Origin of the sequence: Pseudomonas siliginis (assembly GCF_024072275.1) — a bacterium.
GTDB classification, from domain to species: Bacteria; Pseudomonadota; Gammaproteobacteria; order Pseudomonadales; family Pseudomonadaceae; genus Aquipseudomonas; species Aquipseudomonas siliginis.
This window is the reverse complement of sequence record NZ_CP099598.1, coordinates 2,179,821-2,199,730: the sequence shown is the minus strand read 5'-3', so window position 1 is coordinate 2,199,730 and position 19,910 is coordinate 2,179,821. Positions and strand designations below refer to the sequence as shown.

Below are 19,910 nucleotides of genomic sequence, written 5' to 3'. Positions count from 1 at the left end.
GCTCAACCCTCCTTGACCAGACCAAGATCGGTCAGCACGTTGCGCGTGGCGTTGTAATAACGCACGTACCCGGTGCAGCGGCAGACGTGATGGCCGAGGCTGTCCTCGATCACCTGTTCCAGCTGACTTTTGACAATCGGCTGGCGCTGCAGCTTCTCGACCAACACCGTCGCGGCGTTGACGAAGCCTGGCGCGCAGTAGCTGCACTGGAAGGCGAACTCGTCGACAAAGCGCTGCTGAATCGGATTGAGCTCGGTGACCTGGCCCTGCTCGTCGCGAGTGGCGTGGCCTTCGATGGTGCGGACTTTCTTGCCCTCGAAGTAGTGCGCGCCGGTGATGCAGGTGCGCACTTCTTCGCTGGTACCGTCGGGGTTATCGACGATCACCACGCAGGCGTGGCAGATCCCCTGACCGCAGCCCAGCCGCGAGCCGGTGAGGTTTTTGTATTCGTGCAGGTAGTCGATCATCGGCAGGTCATCAGGGATGTCCACCGGGCCGACGGATTGACCATTGAGGGTCAGTTGAAGCGGACGGTTAGCCATTGAGGGCCTCCTTGATGCGCGCAGCAGTGATGGGCAGGTCGCGAACACGTTTGCCGATGGCATGCGCCACGGCGTTACCGATGGCACCGACAATCGGGATCATCACCACTTCGGCGATGCCCTTGGACGGATCGCTCGGCGACAGCGGCGGCAGGATCTCCGCAGTCTGCTTCCACACCGCAACGTGACGCGCCATCGGCAGACGGTAACGGTTGAAGTTCCAGTCACCCTCCCCCGGCCCGCCTTCGTACAACGGCATCTCTTCCATCAGCGCATGACCAATACCCATGGCGATACCGCCTTCGAGCTGGCCCTTGACCAACTCTTCAACCAACACGCGCCCGCACTCGATCCAAGAATGGTGGTTGAGCACCTGAACCTCCGCCGAGCCTTTGTTGACCTTCAGCTCGACCAGCGTCGCGACCGGGCTGTAATAGGTCACGGCAGCGTTGTTCAACTGGACCACCGGGTAGTTGACGTTCTGCCGATCAAGCAAGTGGAAGCCGGCGCTGTTCATCTGCGCTTTCTTCGCTTGCGGCGCGCCATCGCCGTATTTCACCGCCAGACCGTCGAGCGGCAGGCGCTCGCGCACGCCGTCGATGCTGTATTCAGCCTCGGCCCAGCTCCAACGGTTGAAACCGTGCACCGTGGCGCCCGTCACCAGCCCGCGTTCGTGGGCGCGCTTGGCCAGCTCTTCGAAACTCAGCGGCTGCATGCCGTTGGCGGTCAGCTTGCCGTCGATCCAATGCGCATCTTCGCGACGCACCACATAAGGGTTGGCCTGGCCGCCGTACGGACCCTGACGCCAGATCTCCAGCGCCGCCGGCCACAAGCCGTGGTTGAACAGCACACGCGCCGCTTCACGGGTCGCATGACTGAAGTAATAGGCGGAGTTGGTCGCCGAAGACGCCGACGCCAGCTTGCCGACCCAGCGCGGATTGCGCAGCAGATTGTCCTGCTCGGCCTGACTCATGATGTAAGGGTTGCCGCTGGTGATCAGCTGCATTTCCTGCCATTCGGTTTCGCCGGTCTTCACCTCGTGCGCCGGGCTGCCGAGGAAATCGGCGACGACCAAGGCTTGCGAAGTGGACATGCCGGTGCCGATTTCGATACCGATGTGGCGCAGAGTAATGCGCCCGTCTGCAGTGAATTCGATGCTGGCCATCGGCGCTTCGGAGCCGGTGCCGAAGTCTTTCTGGCAGATGGCGAAACCGACGCCGTACCAGTTATCCGGGTCTGCCGCTTCACGTTGCTGCTTGATCGTGTCGCGATTTTTCCAGACTTCGTGCACCGAGGCCTTGTCGAGGATTTCATGCAGGCGCAGTGCACCGGCCGGGATTGCGCCCTGGGTGTTTTTCATGCCGGAACGCAGGGCATTCCTGCGGCGCAAATCGATGGCGTCGACACCCAGGCGATTGGCGATCTCGTCGACCATCATTTCGGTCGCCGCCATGCTTTGCAGAGTGCCGTAACCGCGCATCGAACCCGCCTCGACCGCGCGCGAGTGATACGCGGTGACCTGCAGATCGTTCTGCGGCATGTAGTAGATCGACTGCGCTGCGGTGGCGCCAACCGCCGCCACCGATGGGCTGTAGTTGACCCGACCGCCGCCATCGACGCTCATTTCCGCGCGGAAAATCTTGAAGGTGTAGTCGTTCTTGTCCACGGCCAACTGGTAGCGGATGTCGAACGGGTGACGCTTGATGCCGCTCTGGAACTGCTCGTAGCGGTCGTTGGCCAGACGCACCGGCACACCGGCGCCGTACAGCGCGGCCAGGGCTGCGTAGTAGACGAAAATGTTGTGGTCTTTGGAGCCATACCCGACGGTGTAGCCCGGGTGCATGTTCAGGTTGGCCAGGCCGAAACGCGACGGCCCGATCATCTTCGCGGTCTCGGTCGCGACTTCCAGCGGGCACTGCGTCGCCACGACGAAATGCAGGGTTTTGGTTTTCGGGTCGTACCAGCCGTTGCCGTTGTCCGGCTCGAGGGCGGCCGGCTCGATCGACGGCGTCTTGTAGCGCTCATCGAACACCAGCCAGTTGTCTGGCGGCGTGTCGATTTCCTGCTTCATGCGATCGGCGTAGAACAGACCGCGCTCGGTGAGGTTGCCATGCAGGTTCGGCGATGCATTCCACACTGGACGGCGGTTCTTCAGCATCGGGAACAGGATCGAATCCTTGAGGCTGGCGAACTCGTCTTCGTCCGCCGAGGTCGCGCCACCGACGCGCACATAGCGGAAGCTGCCGTAGGGATCGCCTTCGTAGAACGGCACCTTGGCGCCGTAACGAATCGCTTTGTCATTGAATTTGAGTTGATTCTTGGCCTGACGGAAACGCTCGAAGTCGTTCCAGATCAGGATCGCCACCGGATGACCGATGAACATCGGCACTTTACCTTCCGGCAGCAATGGATCAGGCGCGTGCTCTTCGGGGAAGACAATACCGTCCTTGTCCAGATCGGCAGCGGTAACGATGCGGTCCGGCTGCAGATCAGCGCCGAGCCACGACAGGTCGTAACCTGCGTAGATATGGTCGGCCTTGATGGTTTTCAGCAGCATCGCGTGGCCCTGTTGCTCGGGCCAGCCAGGCATGTCCTTGGCGCGGATGTCGCGGGCAAACACCTTGCTGCCGCAGACCTTGGACAAGGCATCGTTGCGTTGACGGGCCTTGCCGTTATTGCCGAGCCATTTCTCGGACGGCACGGTGACGCTGTTTTCCATCAAGGCAGCCAGCGCCTGACTGCTGAGCGGCGTAAGCGTAACGCTCACACCCGCCACCAGCCCGCCCTGGAGGAACGAGCGCCGGGATATTTCACGGTTGGACATGGATCATCCTCTGGGCGGTTATAGGTCCGCCCTTGTGGTTATCTACTGGGGATCTCGAGTCGTGCAGAAGCTCTTTCTGGCGAAGCAAAGAGCTGTGTTGACAGTGCAAAGCTGACCGAAAGGTTAACTTTAAAGGTTTCTGCGCCCACAGCAAACAACCAGTTACAAAAACCTGACTAAATAATCAAAAAATCAATGCGACGTAGCACCGCATCCGATCTGCCGAGATAACAGAGCGTGCCTATGTGGGAGCGAGCCTGCTCGCGAAAACGTTTTTCCAGGCAATACAGATTTTGAACGTGCCGGCGCTTTCGCGAGCAGGCTCGCTCCCACAGGGATTCGCATGGACTTAAGGAGAGAGGAATGAGGAATAACCAAATTTCAGACACAAAAAACCCCGGTCTTTCGACCAGGGTCTTTGCTATCGATCCGATTCAGCCAATGGCTTATCTCGGCGCTTCAAGGCGTTCAGTGGTCCTTGAAACAGATATGGCGCAGCGGACGGGACTCGAACCCGCGACCCCCGGCGTGACAGGCCGGTATTCTAACCGACTGAACTACCGCTGCGTATCGCTTTGAGCTTGCGCTCAAGTAACTCGTTTTGATTGCCGGCTTCGGTGCCTTGCAATCGCGAATCAGATGAATCTGACTCGTAAAATATGGCGCAGCGGACGGGACTCGAACCCGCGACCCCCGGCGTGACAGGCCGGTATTCTAACCGACTGAACTACCGCTGCGCGTCGGTGCAGGCACTTTCAGCCTACTCTCTTGCTTGCGCAAGCTTCTCGGGAGTGGTGGGTGATGACGGGATCGAACCGCCGACATTCTGCTTGTAAGGCAGACGCTCTCCCAGCTGAGCTAATCACCCGTTTGCATCTCCGAGGCCGCGAAATTTACGCAGGTGGCGAAGCTAAGTCAATAGCAGGATTGGAGTTTTTCTGAAAAAGACGAAATTGCTTCATTCCTGAAGAAGCCATCGACCGATGGACCGCATTCGCGAGCAGGCTCGCTCCCACAGGACGCGGCTTCGCTTGTTATTCCGTGTAGATCATCTTCTTGGTCATGCCGCCATCGACGACGAATTCCTGCCCGGTGACAAATCCCGCATTGCGCGACAGCAACCACGCCACCATCGCCGCCACGTCTTCGACCGTCCCCACCCTGCCCGCCGGATGCTGGGCGTGATCGGCATCGGCCAACGGTTCGGCGCGACGCACAGAGGGATCACGAGTATCGATCCAGCCCGGACTGACCGCATTCACGCGGATTTCCGGCCCAAGGCTGATTGCCAGCGCATGGGTCAGCGCCAACAGCCCCCCCTTGCTCGCCGCATACGCCTCGGAGTCCGCCTCCGACTGTCGCGCACGGGTCGAGGCCAGATTGACGATCGAACCGTTGTGCGCACGCAGATAAGGCGCACAGTGCTTGGCCAGCAACATCGGCCCGCTCAGATTCACCGCCAGCACCCGATTCCAGTACGCCAGATCGAGGCTTTCCAGAGTGATGTTGTGCGGATCTGCCACCGCCGCGTTGCAGACAAGCGCATCAAGGCGACCAAACTGCCCCAGCACTTCGGCCACGCCCAGTGCGACCTGATTTTCCTCGGCGACGTCCATGGCGATGAACCAGGCATTCTCGCCGAGCACCTTCGCCACTTTCGAACCACGCACCCGATCAAGATCGGTCAGCACCACTTGCCAGCCTTCGCTGATCAGCCAGGCGGCAATTCCGAGGCCGATACCGCGTGCAGCGCCAGTGACCAGCGCCACGCGGCCATGGGTATTGGCCGCCGGTGTGGACAACTCGATCACAATGCCGCCAGACCGCGCGCCAGGTCAGCCTGCAGGTCAGCCACATCTTCCAGACCAACCGCGACGCGAATAAGGCTGTCGCGAATCCCCGCCGCTTCACGCTCCTGCGGCGCCAGACGGCCGTGGGAGGTGGTGCTTGGATGGGTGATCGTGGTTTTGCTGTCGCCGAGGTTGGCGGTGATCGAAATCAACCGAGTAGCATCGATAAAGCGCCAGGCGCCTTCTTTGCCGCCCTTGACCTCGAAGCTGACCACCGCACCAAAACCCTTCTGCTGGCGCTGGGCCAACTCGTGCTGCGGATGGCTCTTCAGACCGGCGTAATGGACCTTCTCGATGCCGTCCTGCTGCTCCAGCCATTCGGCCAGCGCCTGAGCGTTGGCGCAATGCGCTTTCATGCGCAGGTTGAGGGTCTCGAGGCCTTTGAGGAAGATCCACGCGTTGAACGGGCTGAGGGTCGGCCCAGCGGTCCGCAGGAAACCCACCACTTCTTTCATCTGTTCACCGCGACCGGCGACAACGCCGCCCATGCAGCGACCCTGACCGTCGATGAACTTGGTCGCCGAGTGCACGACAATGTCCGCGCCGAGCTTCAGCGGCTGCTGCAACGCCGGGGTGCAGAAGCAGTTGTCGACCACCAGCTGCGCGCCCTTGGCATGCGCGATTTCTGCCAGTGCGGCGATATCCACCAGTTCGGCCAACGGATTGGACGGCGACTCGACAAAAAGCAGCTTGGTATTGGACTTGATCGCCGCGTCCCAGGCCGACAGATCGGCCAGCGGGACGTAATCGACTTCGACACCGAAGCGTTTGAAGTATTTCTCGAAGAGGCTGATGGTCGAGCCGAACACGCTGCGCGACACCAGCACATGATCGCCAGCACTGCACAGGCTCATCACCACCGCCATGATCGCGGCCATGCCGGTTGCCGTGGCGACGGCTTGCTCGGCGCCCTCCAGCGCGGCAATGCGTTCTTCGAACGCGCGCACGGTCGGGTTGGTGTAGCGCGAATAGACGTTGCCAGGCACTTCGCCGGCAAAGCGCGCCGCTGCATCGGCAGCGGTGCGGAACACGTAACTGGAGGTGAAGAACATCGGGTCACCGTGTTCGCCTTCCGGCGTGCGGTGCTGACCGGCACGGACGGCCAGGGTATCGAACGCTACGCCTTCGAGGTCGCTGTCCAGCCGACCGGCATCCCATTCCTGACTCATGCTGTCTCTCCTTGCTGTTCTCGAACAATAAATATCAGATACAAAACCGGCCCCTCAGGGCCGGTGGAAACTCAGTTGTTGTACAGATCGATGATCGCACTGACTGCCTGGGTCTTGACCTTCGAGGCATCGTTGCGCGCCTGTTCGATCTTGTTCAGGTAAGCCTCGTCGACGTCACCGGTCACGTACTTGCCGTCAAACACTGCGCAATCGAAGTGCTCGATCTTGATCTTGCCGCCGCCGACCGCTTCGATCAAGTCAGGCAGATCCTGATAGATCAGCCAGTCTGCACCGATCAGGTCGGCCACGTCCTGAGTCGAACGGTTGTGCGCGATCAGTTCGTGGGCGCTCGGCATGTCGATACCGTACACGTTCGGGAAGCGCACCGCAGGTGCCGCCGAGCAGAAGTAGACGTTTTTCGCGCCGGCTTCGCGGGCCATCTGAATGATCTGCTTGCAGGTGGTGCCGCGCACGATCGAGTCATCGACCAGCATGACGTTCTTGCCACGGAATTCCAGCTCGATGGCATTGAGCTTCTGGCGTACCGACTTCTTGCGCGCAGCCTGGCCCGGCATGATGAAGGTGCGACCGATGTAACGGTTCTTGACGAAACCTTCGCGGAATTTCACGCCCAGGTGATTGGCCAGCTCCAGCGCTGCGGTACGGCTGGTGTCCGGAATCGGGATGACCACGTCGATATCGTGTTCAGGGCGCTCGCGCAGGATCTTCTCGGCAAGCTTCTCGCCCATGCGCAGACGCGCCTTGTAAACCGACACGCCGTCGATGATCGAGTCCGGACGCGCCAGGTAGACGTGTTCGAAAATGCACGGGGTCAGCGACGGGTTGGTTGCGCACTGACGGGTGTGCAGCTTGCCGTCTTCAGTGATGTACACCGCTTCACCCGGCGCGAGGTCGCGAATCAGGGTAAAACCGAGCACGTCCAGAGAAACGCTTTCCGAGGCGATCATGTACTCGACGCCTTCGTCGGTGTGACGCTGGCCAAACACGATCGGGCGGATGCCGTGCGGATCGCGGAAACCGACGATGCCGTAACCGGTGACCATCGCCACAACGGCGTAACCACCAACGCAACGGTTGTGCACGTCGGTCACGGCGGCGAACACGTCTTCTTCGGTCGGCTGCAGCTTGCCGCGCTGGGCCAGCTCGTGGGCGAATACGTTGAGCAGCACTTCCGAATCGGAACTGGTGTTGACGTGACGCAGATCGGATTCGTAAATCTCTTTGGCCAACTGTTCAACGTTGGTCAGGTTACCGTTATGCGCCAGTGTGATGCCGTACGGCGAGTTGACGTAGAACGGCTGGGCTTCGGCCGACGTCGAGCTGCCGGCAGTCGGGTAACGGACGTGGCCGATACCCATGTGGCCGACCAGACGCTGCATGTGACGCTGCTGGAACACGTCACGCACCAGGCCATTATCCTTGCGCAGGAACAACCGGCCATCATGGCTGGTCACGATACCGGCAGCGTCCTGGCCGCGGTGCTGGAGCACGGTTAGCGCGTCATACAGCGCCTGATTGACGTTCGACTTACCGACGATACCGACGATGCCACACATGCGACGCAACCCCTACTTAATGGATCTGAACTGAACAGCACTCACTGAGGCGTTTTCGCCGTCGGCAAGAGCTGCTCCTTGAACGGAATCTCAGCGGGTACGCTGATTCCGCTGGCAAGCCACTGACTGCTCCACCCGAGTATCAGGTTTTTGGACCAGTCGGCGACCAATAGAAACTTGGGCACGAGCTGTGATTCTTTCCACCACCCGTCCTGCTGTACCGGCCCCAGGCTCAACAGCCCGACCGCCACGACCACCAGCAACACGCCACGCGCTGCGCCGAAGGCCATGCCGAGGAATCGATCGGTCCCGGACAACCCGGTGACGCGAACCAACTCGCCGATAAGATAATTGATCATTGCGCCCACGATCAGTGTGGCGACAAACATGATGGCACAGCCCGCGATCACGCGAGCCGATGGGGTTTCGATGTATCCGGCGAGGTACTCGGACAGTGAGCCACCAAACATCCAGGCAACCGCTCCTGCGATGATCCAGGTCAGCAGCGATAAAGCTTCCTTTACGAAGCCGCGGCTCAGACTGATCAAAGCGGAGATGGCGATGATTGCAACGATCGCCCAGTCAACCCAGGTAAATGGCACAGTGCAGCCTACAGACGGATAAGGCGGCGCATTTTAGCAGAGCGCATGGCTGTCGGTAAGCTGCGATTGTCAGTGCTTTTCAATCGAGGTGATAGATTTCAGCCACGTTCAGGCTGAAAACGGACAACGAAGCCCTTGAGGTTCTGCTGACGACTCAGCAGATCACGCAGACGATCGGCTTCGGCACGCTCGATCAGCGGACCGACGAACACCCGATTCTTGCCATCGGCAGAACGAATGTAGGCGTTATAACCCTGGCTGCGCAGGTTCTTCTGCAGGCTCTCGGCGCTGGCGCGGCTCGACAGACTGGCCAGTTGCACCGACCAGCTCACCGACAGACCGTTGGCATCGACGCGGCTCTGCGTGGTGTCAGGCTTGCTGGTTGCGGATGTGATCGGCTGAGCCGGCGCCGGAATCGGCTTGGCCACCGGTGGCGGCGTTGCCGGACGAGCTATCTGCGCAGGGATGGTCGGCGCTGGCGCAGCCGGTGCAGCCGGGGCCGCAGGCACCGCTTCTTCAGCGACTTCTTCGTCAGTCGGCACAGGCTCTTGCGGCAAGGCTTGCGGCTCGGGCACAGCCACCGGGTCAATTTGCACCTGCGGCATGGCCGAAGGCTGAGGCGCAGCCGGGGCCTCGACGGTCACCTGACGCTGCTCGTCCTGACGGGAAAACAGCATCGGCAGGAAGATCACCGCCAGCGCCACCAGCACCAGCGCGCCAACCATGCGCTGCTTGTACGCTTTATCCAGCAAAGCCATTTGCCGCTTCCTCCGTGGAGCGCCGGGCCAGCCATTCAAGGGCCTCGGCGACACAATAAAATGATCCGAACAACAGAATCTCGTCGTCACTGGTTGCTATAGCGCACTGCCCTTCCAGAGCGGCCGCCACGCGGGCGTAAGACGTAACCGAAGCACCAAGGTTCTGCAGCGCTGCCTCAAGTTCAGCCACCGGACGCGCGCGCGGCGAATCCAGCGGCGCGACAGCCCAATGCGCGACACTAGCATTCAATTCGCCAACAACACCATCCAGATCCTTGTCCGCCAGCAGGCCGAATACCGCCAGGCGCTTGCCCGCCGGGGGCCGCGCGGCCAGACGACGGGCGAGATATTCAGCGGCATGCGGATTGTGACCAACATCAAGCAACAGGTTCAGGCGCTTGCCATTCCATTCGAATGACCGACGATCGAGGCGCCCAACCACGCGCGTCGCCTGCAACGCCGCGACAATCTGTTCGGCATTCCACGGCAAACCTGTCAGCAGATAGGCTTGCAGCGCCAGCGCGGCGTTTTCCATCGGCAGATCGAGCAGCGGCAAGTCGCGCAACTCGACCACTTGGCCCAGGGCATCGGTGCCGCGCCATTGCCAGTGCTGATCAGTGATGCCGAGATCGAAATCGCGTCCACGCAGAAAGAATGGGCAAGCCAGTTCGTGCGCCTTGTCGAGCAGTGGTTGCGGAGGATTCAGGTCGCCACACAGAGCTGGCTTGCCCTGGCGGAAAATTCCGGCCTTCTCGAAGGCCACGGATTCGCGGGTATCGCCCAGATAATCGGCGTGATCGACGCCAATGCTGGTGACCAGCGCAATATCGGCATCCACCACATTGACGGTATCCAGACGCCCGCCCAACCCGACCTCAAGCACCACAGCGTCAAGCGCCGCCTGCTGGAACAGCCAGAACGCTGCCAGAGTGCCCATTTCGAAGTAAGTCAGGGAAGTCTCGCCGCGGCCCGCCTCGACCGCAGCAAAGGCTTCGCAGAGCTGCGCGTCAGTGGCTTCGACGCCATTGAGCTGCACCCGCTCGTTGTAACGCAGCAGGTGCGGAGAATTGTAGACACCAACGCTCAGGCCCTGCGCACGCAGCAATGAAGCCACGAACGCGCAGGTCGAACCCTTGCCGTTGGTGCCGGTGACCGTGATCACCCGAGGCGCCGGCTGGCCCAGCCCCATGCGGGACGCTACCTGTTGCGAACGCTCCAGGCCCATGTCGATGGCCGACGGATGCAACTGCTCAAGGTAGGCGAGCCATTCACCAAGGGTGCGCTGGGTCATACGTTGGCAGGCACCGGCGGCACCACGATCGGTTCGATCGGCGCGGCGACGAACTTCGGCGTCGGCTTGCCGGTCATCTGTGCCAGCAGGTTACCCAGACGCGGACGCAATTCCTGACGGTGAATGATCATGTCGATCGCGCCGTGCTCGAGCAGGAACTCGCTGCGCTGGAAGCCTTCCGGCAGTTTCTCGCGCACGGTCTGCTCGATTACCCGCGGACCGGCGAAGCCGATCAGGGCTTTCGGCTCGCCGACGATGACGTCGCCAAGCATCGCCAGACTGGCGGAAACGCCGCCGTAGACCGGGTCGGTCAGTACGGAGATGAACGGAATGCCTTCTTCACGCAGACGCGCCAGTACGGCCGAAGTCTTGGCCATCTGCATCAGCGAGATCAGCGCTTCCTGCATGCGTGCACCACCGGAGGCGGCGAAGCAGATCATCGGGCAGCGGTTTTCCAGTGCGTAGTTGGCAGCGCGAACGAAGCGCTCACCGACGATGGCGCCCATGGAACCGCCCATGAAGTTGAATTCGAACGCCGAAACCACTACCGGCATGCCCAGCAAGGTACCGCTGACCGAGATCAGCGCGTCTTTTTCGCCGGTCTGCTTTTGCGCGGCAACCAGGCGGTCCTTGTACTTCTTGCCGTCGCGGAATTTCAGACGGTCAACCGGCTCCAGGTCAGCGCCCAGTTCGTTGCGGCCTTCCGGATCGAGGAAGATGTCGATGCGCGCACGTGCGCCGATGCGCATGTGGTGGTTGCACTTGGGGCAAACGTCCAGGGTCTTTTCCAGCTCCGGACGGTACAACACAGCCTCGCAGGATGGGCATTTGTGCCACAGACCTTCAGGCACCGAGCTCTTCTTGACCTCCGAGCGCATGATCGAAGGGATCAGTTTGTCTACTAACCAGTTGCTCATGCTTTCTTTCTCCAGTACCGGCGGCCCGAACGCTCTGGTTCGCAGCCCCGCGTATGCCCTTGAGCTAAATTCATGTGTGTGGCGATGGTTGCCGAACAGTGGCGGTCAGCGCGGAACATGACCTGCGACGATTCAGCAACCCTCAGCCGCGCCTGCTTTGTGCAAGTGCATTGATGGACGGCGGCAGACTGCCAGCCGTCACATCGACGATGTATTGCCGCGCACCGCGTTGATGAATGCGCGAATCTTGTGGTGATCCTTGATGCCTTTGCTCGCTTCTACCCCGCCGCTGACATCCACCGCGTAGGGCTTGACCCGTGCTACCGCGTCGGCAACGTTCTCCGGCGTCAGGCCGCCGGCCAGAATCAGCGGTTTGCTCAAGTGTTGCGGAATCAGTGACCAGTCAAACGCCTCGCCGGTTCCACCGGGCACCCCTTCGACATAGGTGTCGAGCAGTACGCCACTGGCGCCGGGAAAGGCATCGCAAGCAGCGGCAATATCATCGCCGGCCTTGACCCGCAGCGCTTTGATGTACGGACGATGCCAGCCTTCACACTCCTCCGCACCTTCGTCGCCATGGAACTGCAAAAGATCCAGCGGCACCGCATCAAGGATTTCTCCCAGCTCGCAACGGCTGGCATTGACGAACAGCCCCACGGTGGTAACGAACGGCGACAGCGCCTTGATGATCGCCCGCGCCTGCTGCACGTTCACCGCTCGCGGACTCTTGGCGTAAAACACCAGGCCGATCGCGTCGGCACCGGCTTCGACGGCGGCCAGCGCATCTTCGATGCGGGTAATGCCGCAGATCTTGCTGCGAACGGCTGACATGTCAGGAAAACCTCAAGGCAAAATCCGAAAACGTCCCGGATGGTAACAAAAGCGTTCGAGGGCGTCAGCCGTCAAGTTCGGAGAAACCCGTAAGGAAATGTGGCCCGATAAAGCGCTCGGGCAACGGAAATTCGTCGTGGTACTCGACCTGCACCAGATACAACCCGTAGGGATGCGCCGTGACCCCGCCGGAGCGACGCTCGCGACTTTCCAGCACTTCCTTCATCCACTCCACCGGACGCTCACCGGCACCGATGGTCATCAGCACACCAGCGATATTGCGCACCATGTGATGCAGGAAGGCATTGGCCCGAATGTCGAGCACGATCATCTTGCCGTGACGGGTCACGCGCAGGTGATGCATCTTCTTGATCGGCGACTTTGCCTGGCACTGACCGGCCCGGAACGCGCTGAAATCGTGGGTACCAATCAGGTACTGCGCGGCCTCGGCCATGCGCTCGGCGTCGAGCGGACGGTGATTCCAGGTGATTTCTTCATTGAGGTGCGCCGGGCGGATCTGATCGTTGTAGATCACATAGCGATAACGCCGGGCAATGGCTTTGAAGCGCGCATGAAAATGCGCCGGCATGACCCTGGCCCAACTGACGCTGATGTCGTGGGGCAGATTGATATTGGCGCCCATGACCCAGGCTTTCAGCGAGCGATCAACCTGGGTGTCAAAGTGCACCACTTGGCCGCAGGCATGCACGCCGGCATCGGTACGCCCGGCGCATTGCAGGGAAACCGGCGAATTGGCGACTTTCGACAGGGCTTTTTCAAGCTCTTCCTGCACAGTCGCCACTCCGGTCAGCTGCCGTTGCCAGCCGCTGTAGCGCGAGCCTTTGTACTCAACGCCCAGCGCGACGCGGTAAAAGCCGTCGGGCGCCATTTCGGCGACCGGGTTATCTATGTTTGCCAAGGTGGGACAGCCTGCTGATTTGCAAAGGCGGGCATTATAAGGCGGTGGGCTGGGGATGCCAGAGTTCTCTATCGGCAGTACCGCCCCCTTCGCGAGCAGGCTCGCTCCCACATTTGCAATGCGCCCCCCTGTGGGAGCGAGCCTGCTCGCGAAAGCAATCGATCAAACACCGCCGAATCCGGCACAAACAAAAACGGCAGCCCCACCGGGCTGCCGCTTGTTGTTTACCGCTGAACTTACGCCAGGTTGGAAAGCATTTCCTTGGCCTCGCCCCGCTGCTTCTCGTCACCCTCGGTCAACACTTCGTTGAGGATGTCACGCGCACCGTCAGCGTCGCCCATGTCGATGTAAGCCTGGGCCAGATCGAGTTTGGTCGCTGCTTCGTCTGTGCCGGCGAGAAAGTCGAAATCGTCTTCGCCCAGATCATCGCCCAACGCAGCGTCCGCTTCGGTGAAGCTCGGCTCGGCCATGCTTTGCGACAGGCGATCCAGCTCGGCATTGACGTCGTCGAGCTCGGCCGCGAAAGCATCCGGCTCGGCGGCTGGGTTAGTGTCCATTTCGTCGGCCAGCGACAGGTCGAAATCGGCTGGGAGTTCCAGATCGTCCTGCGGCACGTCAGCAACTACCGGCGTCTCGACCGGCGGCAAGTCCTTCACGCCGTCGTCAAGATCCAGCAGGAAGTCATCTTCAGCCAACGTGGCCGGCGATGGTTCGGCGCCCAGATCCATGTCCAGATCGAAGTCCGACAGATCGTCGAGATTGTCTTTCATCTCGGTCTGCTCTTGCAGCACCGAAGCGAAGCTCAGATCGTCTTCGGCCGGAAACGCGTCGAGCTCGACAGGCGCTTCTGGCTCGACCGCTGGCGCAGGATCGACCGGGGTGATGTTGTCGAGGTCGTCCAGGCTCAAATCGAACGCGATGTCGAGATCGTCAGCGGCAGCCTCGGGCGCTTGCGGCTCGTCTTGCAGCAATTCCTTGACGTACTGCGCGTCCAGTTCGGCAGCGACGGCGGCAGCTGCCAGCCCACCGGCAGCGACCACAGCCATGGCTGGGAAGCGGCTTTTCAGCGCTTCGACCTTGGCGAAGTTATCGCCATTGGCCACCAGTTGACGCTCTTGCGCAACGAACGCATCGCGGTCGCCCTGCTGACCGTAGACTTCCATCAGCTTCAGGCGCAGATCGCTGCGTTCCGGCTCAAGGCTGACGCCCTCTTCCAGCAGCGCGGCGGCCTGATTAAGGCGGCCGGCATTGATGTGCGATTGCGCTTTGTCGAGCACATCATCAGAGCGTTCGCCGGCCGGGGCCACCAGTGGTGCGGCAATCGGCGCAGCCATCACCACCGGAGTGACGACCGGTGCAGGGGCTGGCGCAGGTGCCGGAGCTGGCGTGTTGAGCTTGACGCTGGCTGCCGGGGTTTCCAGGCCGGAGAAGCTGCTTTCCGGCAGATCCTGCTCAGCGGAGAACTCTTGCTCTTCAGCCAGAGCGCGGGCCATGCGCAGGTGCTTTTCGGCTTCCTGCTGGGCTTTGCGACGACGTGCCAGCAGCAACAGCAGAAGCAGCAGAACCACCGCACCGCCGCCGATCAGGCCGAGCAGGATCGGATTGGTCAGCAGTTCATCGAAGGCTTTGTCGTCATCGGCGGCAGCAGGCGTGGTTTCGACCACCGGCTCGACGACCGGCTCAACCGGGGTTTCCGCTGGCGGCGCGATGGCCGACTCTGGAGTCGGTGAAGCCGCTGCGGCGTCGGCCGGGGTGGCTGGCGGTGTTGCGGCCAGTTCGGCAGTGATCGCCGGCACCGGCGGCACAGCAGCAGTGGCGCCAGGCGCAGCGCCGGCGCCGTCGGCCTGCATCTTCGCCAGTTGATTGTTCTTCAGCTCGATCAGCTTTTGCAGCTTGTCCAGCTGGCTCTGCAGATCAGCCATGCGGCTTTTCAGTTCCTCGTTGTCACGACGGGTCGTGTCGAGGTTTTCCTGAGTAATTGCCAGTTTGTTGCTCAGCGCCTTGGCGTCGCCGGCCGGGCCTTTCGCACCGGGCTTGGCGCTTTCCGCCGAGACCAGGCTCAGATTGTCCTGGGTGTTGGCCGCTGCACCGGTATTGCCACGGCCACGATTGGTCGCATCCAGCTGCTGCTGACCGGTGCCAGGCTTGCCCACATAACGACGGCCCTGACGCCAGGCTTCGTTCTGCGCCGCCACTTCAGCGATGGCAGCCGACTGCGGCAGCGCTGTGCTTTGTACCGGGTCAGGCAGACGCAGCACCTGGCCGGTTTTCAGACGGTTTATGTTGCCGTCGATAAAGGCATTCGGATTGAGCGCCTGAATCGCCAGCATGGTCTGCTGCACCGAGCCGCCGTTGCGCGCCTTCGCGGCGATTTCCCACAGGGTATCGCGCGGCGTGGTGGTGTATTGATTGCGATGGGTGGCGCCAGTGGTGGGCGCAGTGATGGTCTGCGACGGCGCCGGTTGCGCGGCGGCGTCTGCGGTCTGCGGCGAGAACTTCGACGGATCGAGCAGCACGCTGTAATCACGCAACAAGCGGCCATTGGGCCACATCACCTGCACAAGGAACTTCACCATCGGTTCCGACAGCGGTTGGCTCGAGGTCACGCGCAACACGCTTTTGCCGTTGGCGTTGAGTACCGGGGTGAACGTCAGGTCATTGAGAAAAGCCTGACGGTCGACGCCGGCCTTGGCGAAATCTTCAGGGGAAGCCAGGCTCGGCACCACTTCGGCAGCGGTGAGATCCTTGACGTCGAGCAGCTCGATTTCAGCCACCAACGGCTGGTTCAGGGTCGACTTCAGGGTCAGCTCCCCGAGCCCGAGGGCATGCGCCATACCGGAGGACAGCGCCGAGGCGGCCGCTATTGCTAACACCAGTTTGCGAACTTGAACCATAGCCTCATCCTTTGTTTGAACGTTCCTCGGCCAGCGAGAAGCTTTTGAATACCGCTGCCGTAAGGCATTGCGCGCGACGACGGGGGTCGCCGCGCGCGATCATTTCGGTGCTGCCCCGGAAAGTCCCGGAGGGTGACTCGTCATCGACGCGCTTCGGGCAAGCATAGCGCTCACCTAGAATCAGTCGACAAATTGTTGCCAAGTATCTTTTACAGCAGGTCTTTTATCAACAACTCAGCCAGTTGCACGGCGTTGAGCGCCGCGCCTTTGCGTACGTTATCTGACGTCAGCCAAAGATTTAGTTCCGCCGGGTCGTCGACGCCCGTCCGCACGCGGCCTACGTAGACCACGTCCTGCCCCACCGCATCGCCGACCGCGGTCGGATAATCACCGGCCTCGACCAGCTCGATGCCCGGTGCAGCCTCAAGCGCTGCGTTGACCTTTTCCAGGTCAACAGCGCTGCCTGACTGCAAGGTCACGCTAAAGCTATCGCCAAAAAACACCGGGGCTTGAACGCAAGTGGCAGAAATCTTCAATAAAGGTTTCGCCAGGACCTGGCGCAGCTCTCGAACCAATCGTTTTTCCAGCAGCGTGTGGCCCTGCGCATCAGGCGTACCGACTTGTGCCAGCAGGTTGAAGGCCATCTGCCGGTCGAAGAACGTCGGTTCCAGCGGACGCATGTTGAGCAGCTCGGCGGTCTGCCGCGCGAGCTCGGTGACCGCCTCGCGGCCTTGCGCCGAAACGGCCAGATTGGCGGTGACGTTGACGTATTGCAGATCGAGCAGATCGAGCAGCGGCGCCAGCACCACCGCAAGCGTCGTAGCAGACGGGCTTGGGCTGCTGACCTGGAATGGGCTTTTCAGACTGGCGAGAATATCGGCATTGGCCTCGGGCACCACTTGTGGCGCCTGATCGGTGGGCAAGGCGCCGGACAAGTCGATCAACGAGCAACCGGCAGCATGGGCGCGAGCGGCGTAGCTCAGCGACACAGCAGCGCCGGCGGCGAAGAACACCAGTCTGACCTTGCTGAAATCGAACTCGTCGACCTCGCGCACGCGTACGTTTTTGTTGCGGAAAAGCACCGAGCTGCCGGCCGATTCACTGCTGGCCAGCAGGTGCAGGTTGCCGACCGGGAAGTCGCGTTCTTCGAGAATCTGTACGAGGGTTTCGCCGACAGTACCGGTGGCGCCGATAACGGCGATATCGAAAGTCTGGGTCATGGAGCTACCTCTGGCAAAACGGGGGGAGCGGCACTTTACCGGGTGGGTGGCGCGCAGGCAATTTCTGCAGGATTTGCGGCGGCTGGACCGGCCCTTTCGCGAGCAGGCTCGCTCCCACAGGGACCGCATTTCAATGTGGGAGCGAGCCTGCTCGCGAAAAAGGCAGTACAGACACCGGAGAAATCCTTGGCATAAAAAAACCCGCACCTCTCACAAGGCACGGGCTTCTTCAATGCTTCAAGCGATCAACGCTCCAGCAGGATCCGCAGCATGCGGCGCAGCGGTTCGGCCGCGCCCCACAGCAGTTGGTCGCCGACGGTGAAGGCGCCGACGAATTGCGAACCCATGTTCAGCTTGCGCAGACGACCGACCGGTACATTCAGGGTGCCGGTGACCTTGGTCGGGCTCAGCTCCTGCATGCTGATCTCGCGGTTGTTCGGTACCAGCTTGACCCAAGGGTTGTGCTGGCTGATCAGCCCTTCGATATCGGCGATCGGTACGTCTTTGTTCAGCTTGATGGTCAGCGCCTGGCTGTGGCAGCGCATGGCGCCGATGCGCACGCAGATGCCGTCGACCGGGATCGGGCTCTTGAAGCGACCGAGGATCTTGTTGGTCTCGGCCTGGGCCTTCCACTCTTCGCGGCTCTGGCCGTTCGGCAGTTCCTTGTCGATCCACGGGATCAGGCTGCCGGCCAGCGGTACGCCGAAGTTTTCGGTCGGGTACGCGTCGCTGCGCATGGCTTCGGCCACGCGACGGTCGATGTCGAGGATCGCGCTGGCCGGATCGGCCAGTTGATCGGCGACAGCGGCGTGGGTCGCGCCCATCTGCTTGATCAGTTCACGCATGTTCTGCGCGCCGGCACCGGAGGCCGCCTGATAGGTCATGGCGCTCATCCACTCGACCAGACCGGCCTCGAACAGACCGCCCAGACCCATCAGCATCAGGCTGACGGTGCAGTTGCCGCCAATGTAGTTCTTGGTGCCCGCGTCCAGTTGCTGGTCGATGACCTTGCGGTTGACCGGATCGAGAATGATCACCGCGTCATCGTTCATGCGCAGGCTCGACGCCGCGTCGATCCAGTAACCCTGCCAGCCGGCTTCACGCAGCTTCGGGAATACTTCGCTGGTGTAGTCGCCGCCTTGGCAGGTCAGGATCACGTCGAGGGTCTTCAGCTCGTCAATGCTGTAAGCGTCCTTGAGAGGAGCAATGTCCTTGCCCACGGACGGGCCTTGGCCACCGACATTGGACGTGGTGAAAAACACCGGCTCGATAAGATCGAAATCCTGCTCTTCCAGCATCCGCTGCATGAGCACGGAACCGACCATCCCGCGCCAACCGATCAGACCTACACGTTTCATCGCAACTACACCTTCTTGAAAAGTGGGCCGCTGCTTTGTATTGAATTTCGCAGCGGGCCCGAGAGATTACAGATTCCGCAGCGCGGCGACTACTGCGTCGCCCATTTCCTGCGTACCGACTTTGGTACAACCGGCCGAGTGGATGTCGCCGGTGCGCAAGCCCTGATCGAGCACGACGCTGACAGCTTTTTCGATGGCATCGGCAGCGTCGTGCAGATTGAAGCTGTAACGCAGCATCATCGATACCGACAGGATCGTCGCCAGCGGGTTGGCAATGCCTTTACCGGCAATGTCCGGGGCCGAACCGTGGCAAGGCTCGTACATGCCCTTGTTGTTGGAATCCAGCGAGGCCGACGGCAGCATGCCGATCGAGCCGGTGAGCATCGACGCTTCGTCGGAGAGGATGTCGCCGAACATGTTGTCGGTGACGATCACGTCGAACTGCTTGGGTGCGCGCACCAACTGCATGGCGGCGTTGTCGACGTACATGTGGCTCAGTTCGACTTCCGGGTAATCCTTGGCCACTTGCTCGACCACTTCGCGCCACAACTGGCTGGATGCCAGGACGTTGGCCTTGTCCACCGAGCAGAGCTTCTTGCCACGAACCATGGCCATGTCGAAACCGACACGGGCGATGCGGCGGATTTCGCTTTCGCTGTACGGCAGCGTGTCGTAGGACTGACGCTCGCCGTTGTCCAGCGTACGGGTGCCACGCGGCGCGCCGAAGTAAATGCCGCCGGTCAGCTCACGGACAATGAGGATGTCCAGACCGGCAACGATTTCCGGTTTCAGGCTCGACGCGTCGGCCAGTTGCGGATAGAGGATCGCCGGGCGCAGGTTGCCGAACAGGCCCAGTTGCGCGCGGATTTTCAGCAGACCGCGCTCAGGGCGGATGTCACGCTCGATGGTGTCCCATTTCGGGCCACCGACCGCGCCCAGCAGCACGGCGTCGGCAGCGCGGGCGCGATCAAGGGTTTCGTCGGCCAGCGGCACGCCATGCTTGTCGATGGCCGCGCCGCCGATCACGTCGTGGCTCAGCTCGAAGCCCAGGCTGTACTTGTCATTGGCCAATTCCAGCACCTTGACCGCTTCGGCCATGATTTCCGGACCAATACCGTCACCCGGGAGAATCAGAATCTGCTTGCTCATGCTTTCCTC

At 61.3% G+C, this 19,910-nt stretch carries 15 protein-coding genes and 3 tRNA genes; all 18 read right to left on the bottom strand.

The genetic code is table 11. The features are described from left to right. Positions 1–2: 2 nt before the first annotated feature. The 18 genes from NF676_RS10245 to leuB all read right to left on the bottom strand — a co-directional run bounded on the left by NF676_RS10245 (position 3) and on the right by leuB (position 19,901). Positions 3–542 carry a (2Fe-2S)-binding protein gene (locus tag NF676_RS10245; protein WP_016773947.1) on the bottom strand — a complete coding sequence of 180 codons (540 nt, stop codon included), beginning with the start codon at positions 540–542 and terminating at the stop codon, positions 3–5. Beyond that, the gene (locus NF676_RS10240; protein ID WP_252887651.1) at positions 535–3,366 is read right to left on the bottom strand and encodes a xanthine dehydrogenase family protein molybdopterin-binding subunit; all 2,832 of its coding nucleotides are present in this window, start codon (positions 3,364–3,366) and stop codon (positions 535–537) included. Before NF676_RS10240 ends, NF676_RS10245 begins: the two co-directional genes overlap by 8 nt. A 490-nt stretch (positions 3,367–3,856) precedes the next feature. Then, positions 3,857–3,933 (bottom strand) — tRNA-Asp (locus tag NF676_RS10235). A 93-nt stretch (positions 3,934–4,026) separates the two neighbouring features. After that, a tRNA-Asp gene (locus NF676_RS10230) sits at positions 4,027–4,103 on the bottom strand. 55 nt (positions 4,104–4,158) lie between these two features. Continuing rightward, positions 4,159–4,234 (bottom strand) — tRNA-Val (locus tag NF676_RS10225). A 166-nt stretch (positions 4,235–4,400) separates the two neighbouring features. After that, a complete protein-coding gene (locus NF676_RS10220) occupies positions 4,401–5,177 on the bottom strand; it encodes an SDR family oxidoreductase (RefSeq protein ID WP_056784397.1) in 777 nt (258 codons plus the stop codon). Beyond that, on the bottom strand, positions 5,174–6,385 hold the full coding sequence (locus NF676_RS10215; RefSeq protein ID WP_016773944.1) for an O-succinylhomoserine sulfhydrylase: 1,212 nt from the start codon (positions 6,383–6,385) through the stop codon (positions 5,174–5,176). The genes NF676_RS10220 and NF676_RS10215 overlap by 4 nt, the downstream gene beginning before the upstream one ends. 71 nt (positions 6,386–6,456) lie before the next feature. After that, the gene (gene purF, locus NF676_RS10210; protein WP_016773943.1) at positions 6,457–7,962 is read right to left on the bottom strand and encodes an amidophosphoribosyltransferase; all 1,506 of its coding nucleotides are present in this window, start codon (positions 7,960–7,962) and stop codon (positions 6,457–6,459) included. Positions 7,963–8,003: 41 nt separating this feature from the next. Beyond that, entirely contained in the window at positions 8,004–8,564 is a 561-nt protein-coding gene (locus NF676_RS10205; protein WP_016773942.1) for a CvpA family protein, read from the bottom strand. A gap of 98 nt (positions 8,565–8,662) precedes the next feature. Beyond that, positions 8,663–9,322 (bottom strand): SPOR domain-containing protein, encoded by a 660-nt coding sequence (locus NF676_RS10200; RefSeq protein WP_041478538.1) that lies wholly within the window; start codon positions 9,320–9,322, stop codon positions 8,663–8,665. After that, entirely contained in the window at positions 9,306–10,613 is a 1,308-nt protein-coding gene (folC, locus tag NF676_RS10195; protein WP_252887650.1) for a bifunctional tetrahydrofolate synthase/dihydrofolate synthase, read from the bottom strand. The genes NF676_RS10200 and folC overlap by 17 nt, the downstream gene beginning before the upstream one ends. Then, entirely contained in the window at positions 10,610–11,530 is a 921-nt protein-coding gene (gene accD / locus NF676_RS10190) for an acetyl-CoA carboxylase, carboxyltransferase subunit beta (RefSeq protein WP_016773939.1), read from the bottom strand. The genes folC and accD overlap by 4 nt, the downstream gene beginning before the upstream one ends. 198 nt (positions 11,531–11,728) lie before the next feature. After that, the gene (locus tag NF676_RS10185) at positions 11,729–12,361 is read right to left on the bottom strand and encodes a phosphoribosylanthranilate isomerase (RefSeq protein ID WP_252887649.1); all 633 of its coding nucleotides are present in this window, start codon (positions 12,359–12,361) and stop codon (positions 11,729–11,731) included. Positions 12,362–12,425: 64 nt separating this feature from the next. Further along, positions 12,426–13,250 (bottom strand): tRNA pseudouridine(38-40) synthase TruA, encoded by an 825-nt coding sequence (truA, locus tag NF676_RS10180; protein WP_016773937.1) that lies wholly within the window; start codon positions 13,248–13,250, stop codon positions 12,426–12,428. Positions 13,251–13,516: 266 nt separating this feature from the next. Beyond that, positions 13,517–16,174, bottom strand: coding sequence for a motility hub landmark protein FimV (locus NF676_RS10175; protein WP_252887648.1), 2,658 nt, complete (start codon positions 16,172–16,174; stop codon positions 13,517–13,519). 209 nt (positions 16,175–16,383) lie between these two features. Then, positions 16,384–17,394, bottom strand: coding sequence for an aspartate-semialdehyde dehydrogenase (locus tag NF676_RS10170; protein WP_150635754.1), 1,011 nt, complete (start codon positions 17,392–17,394; stop codon positions 16,384–16,386). Between the two features lie 245 nt (positions 17,395–17,639). Then, positions 17,640–18,752 carry an aspartate-semialdehyde dehydrogenase gene (gene asd / locus NF676_RS10165; protein WP_016773934.1) on the bottom strand — a complete coding sequence of 371 codons (1,113 nt, stop codon included), beginning with the start codon at positions 18,750–18,752 and terminating at the stop codon, positions 17,640–17,642. A 66-nt stretch (positions 18,753–18,818) separates the two neighbouring features. Continuing rightward, positions 18,819–19,901, bottom strand: coding sequence for a 3-isopropylmalate dehydrogenase (gene leuB, locus NF676_RS10160; RefSeq protein WP_016773933.1), 1,083 nt, complete (start codon positions 19,899–19,901; stop codon positions 18,819–18,821). Positions 19,902–19,910 lie beyond the last annotated feature (9 nt).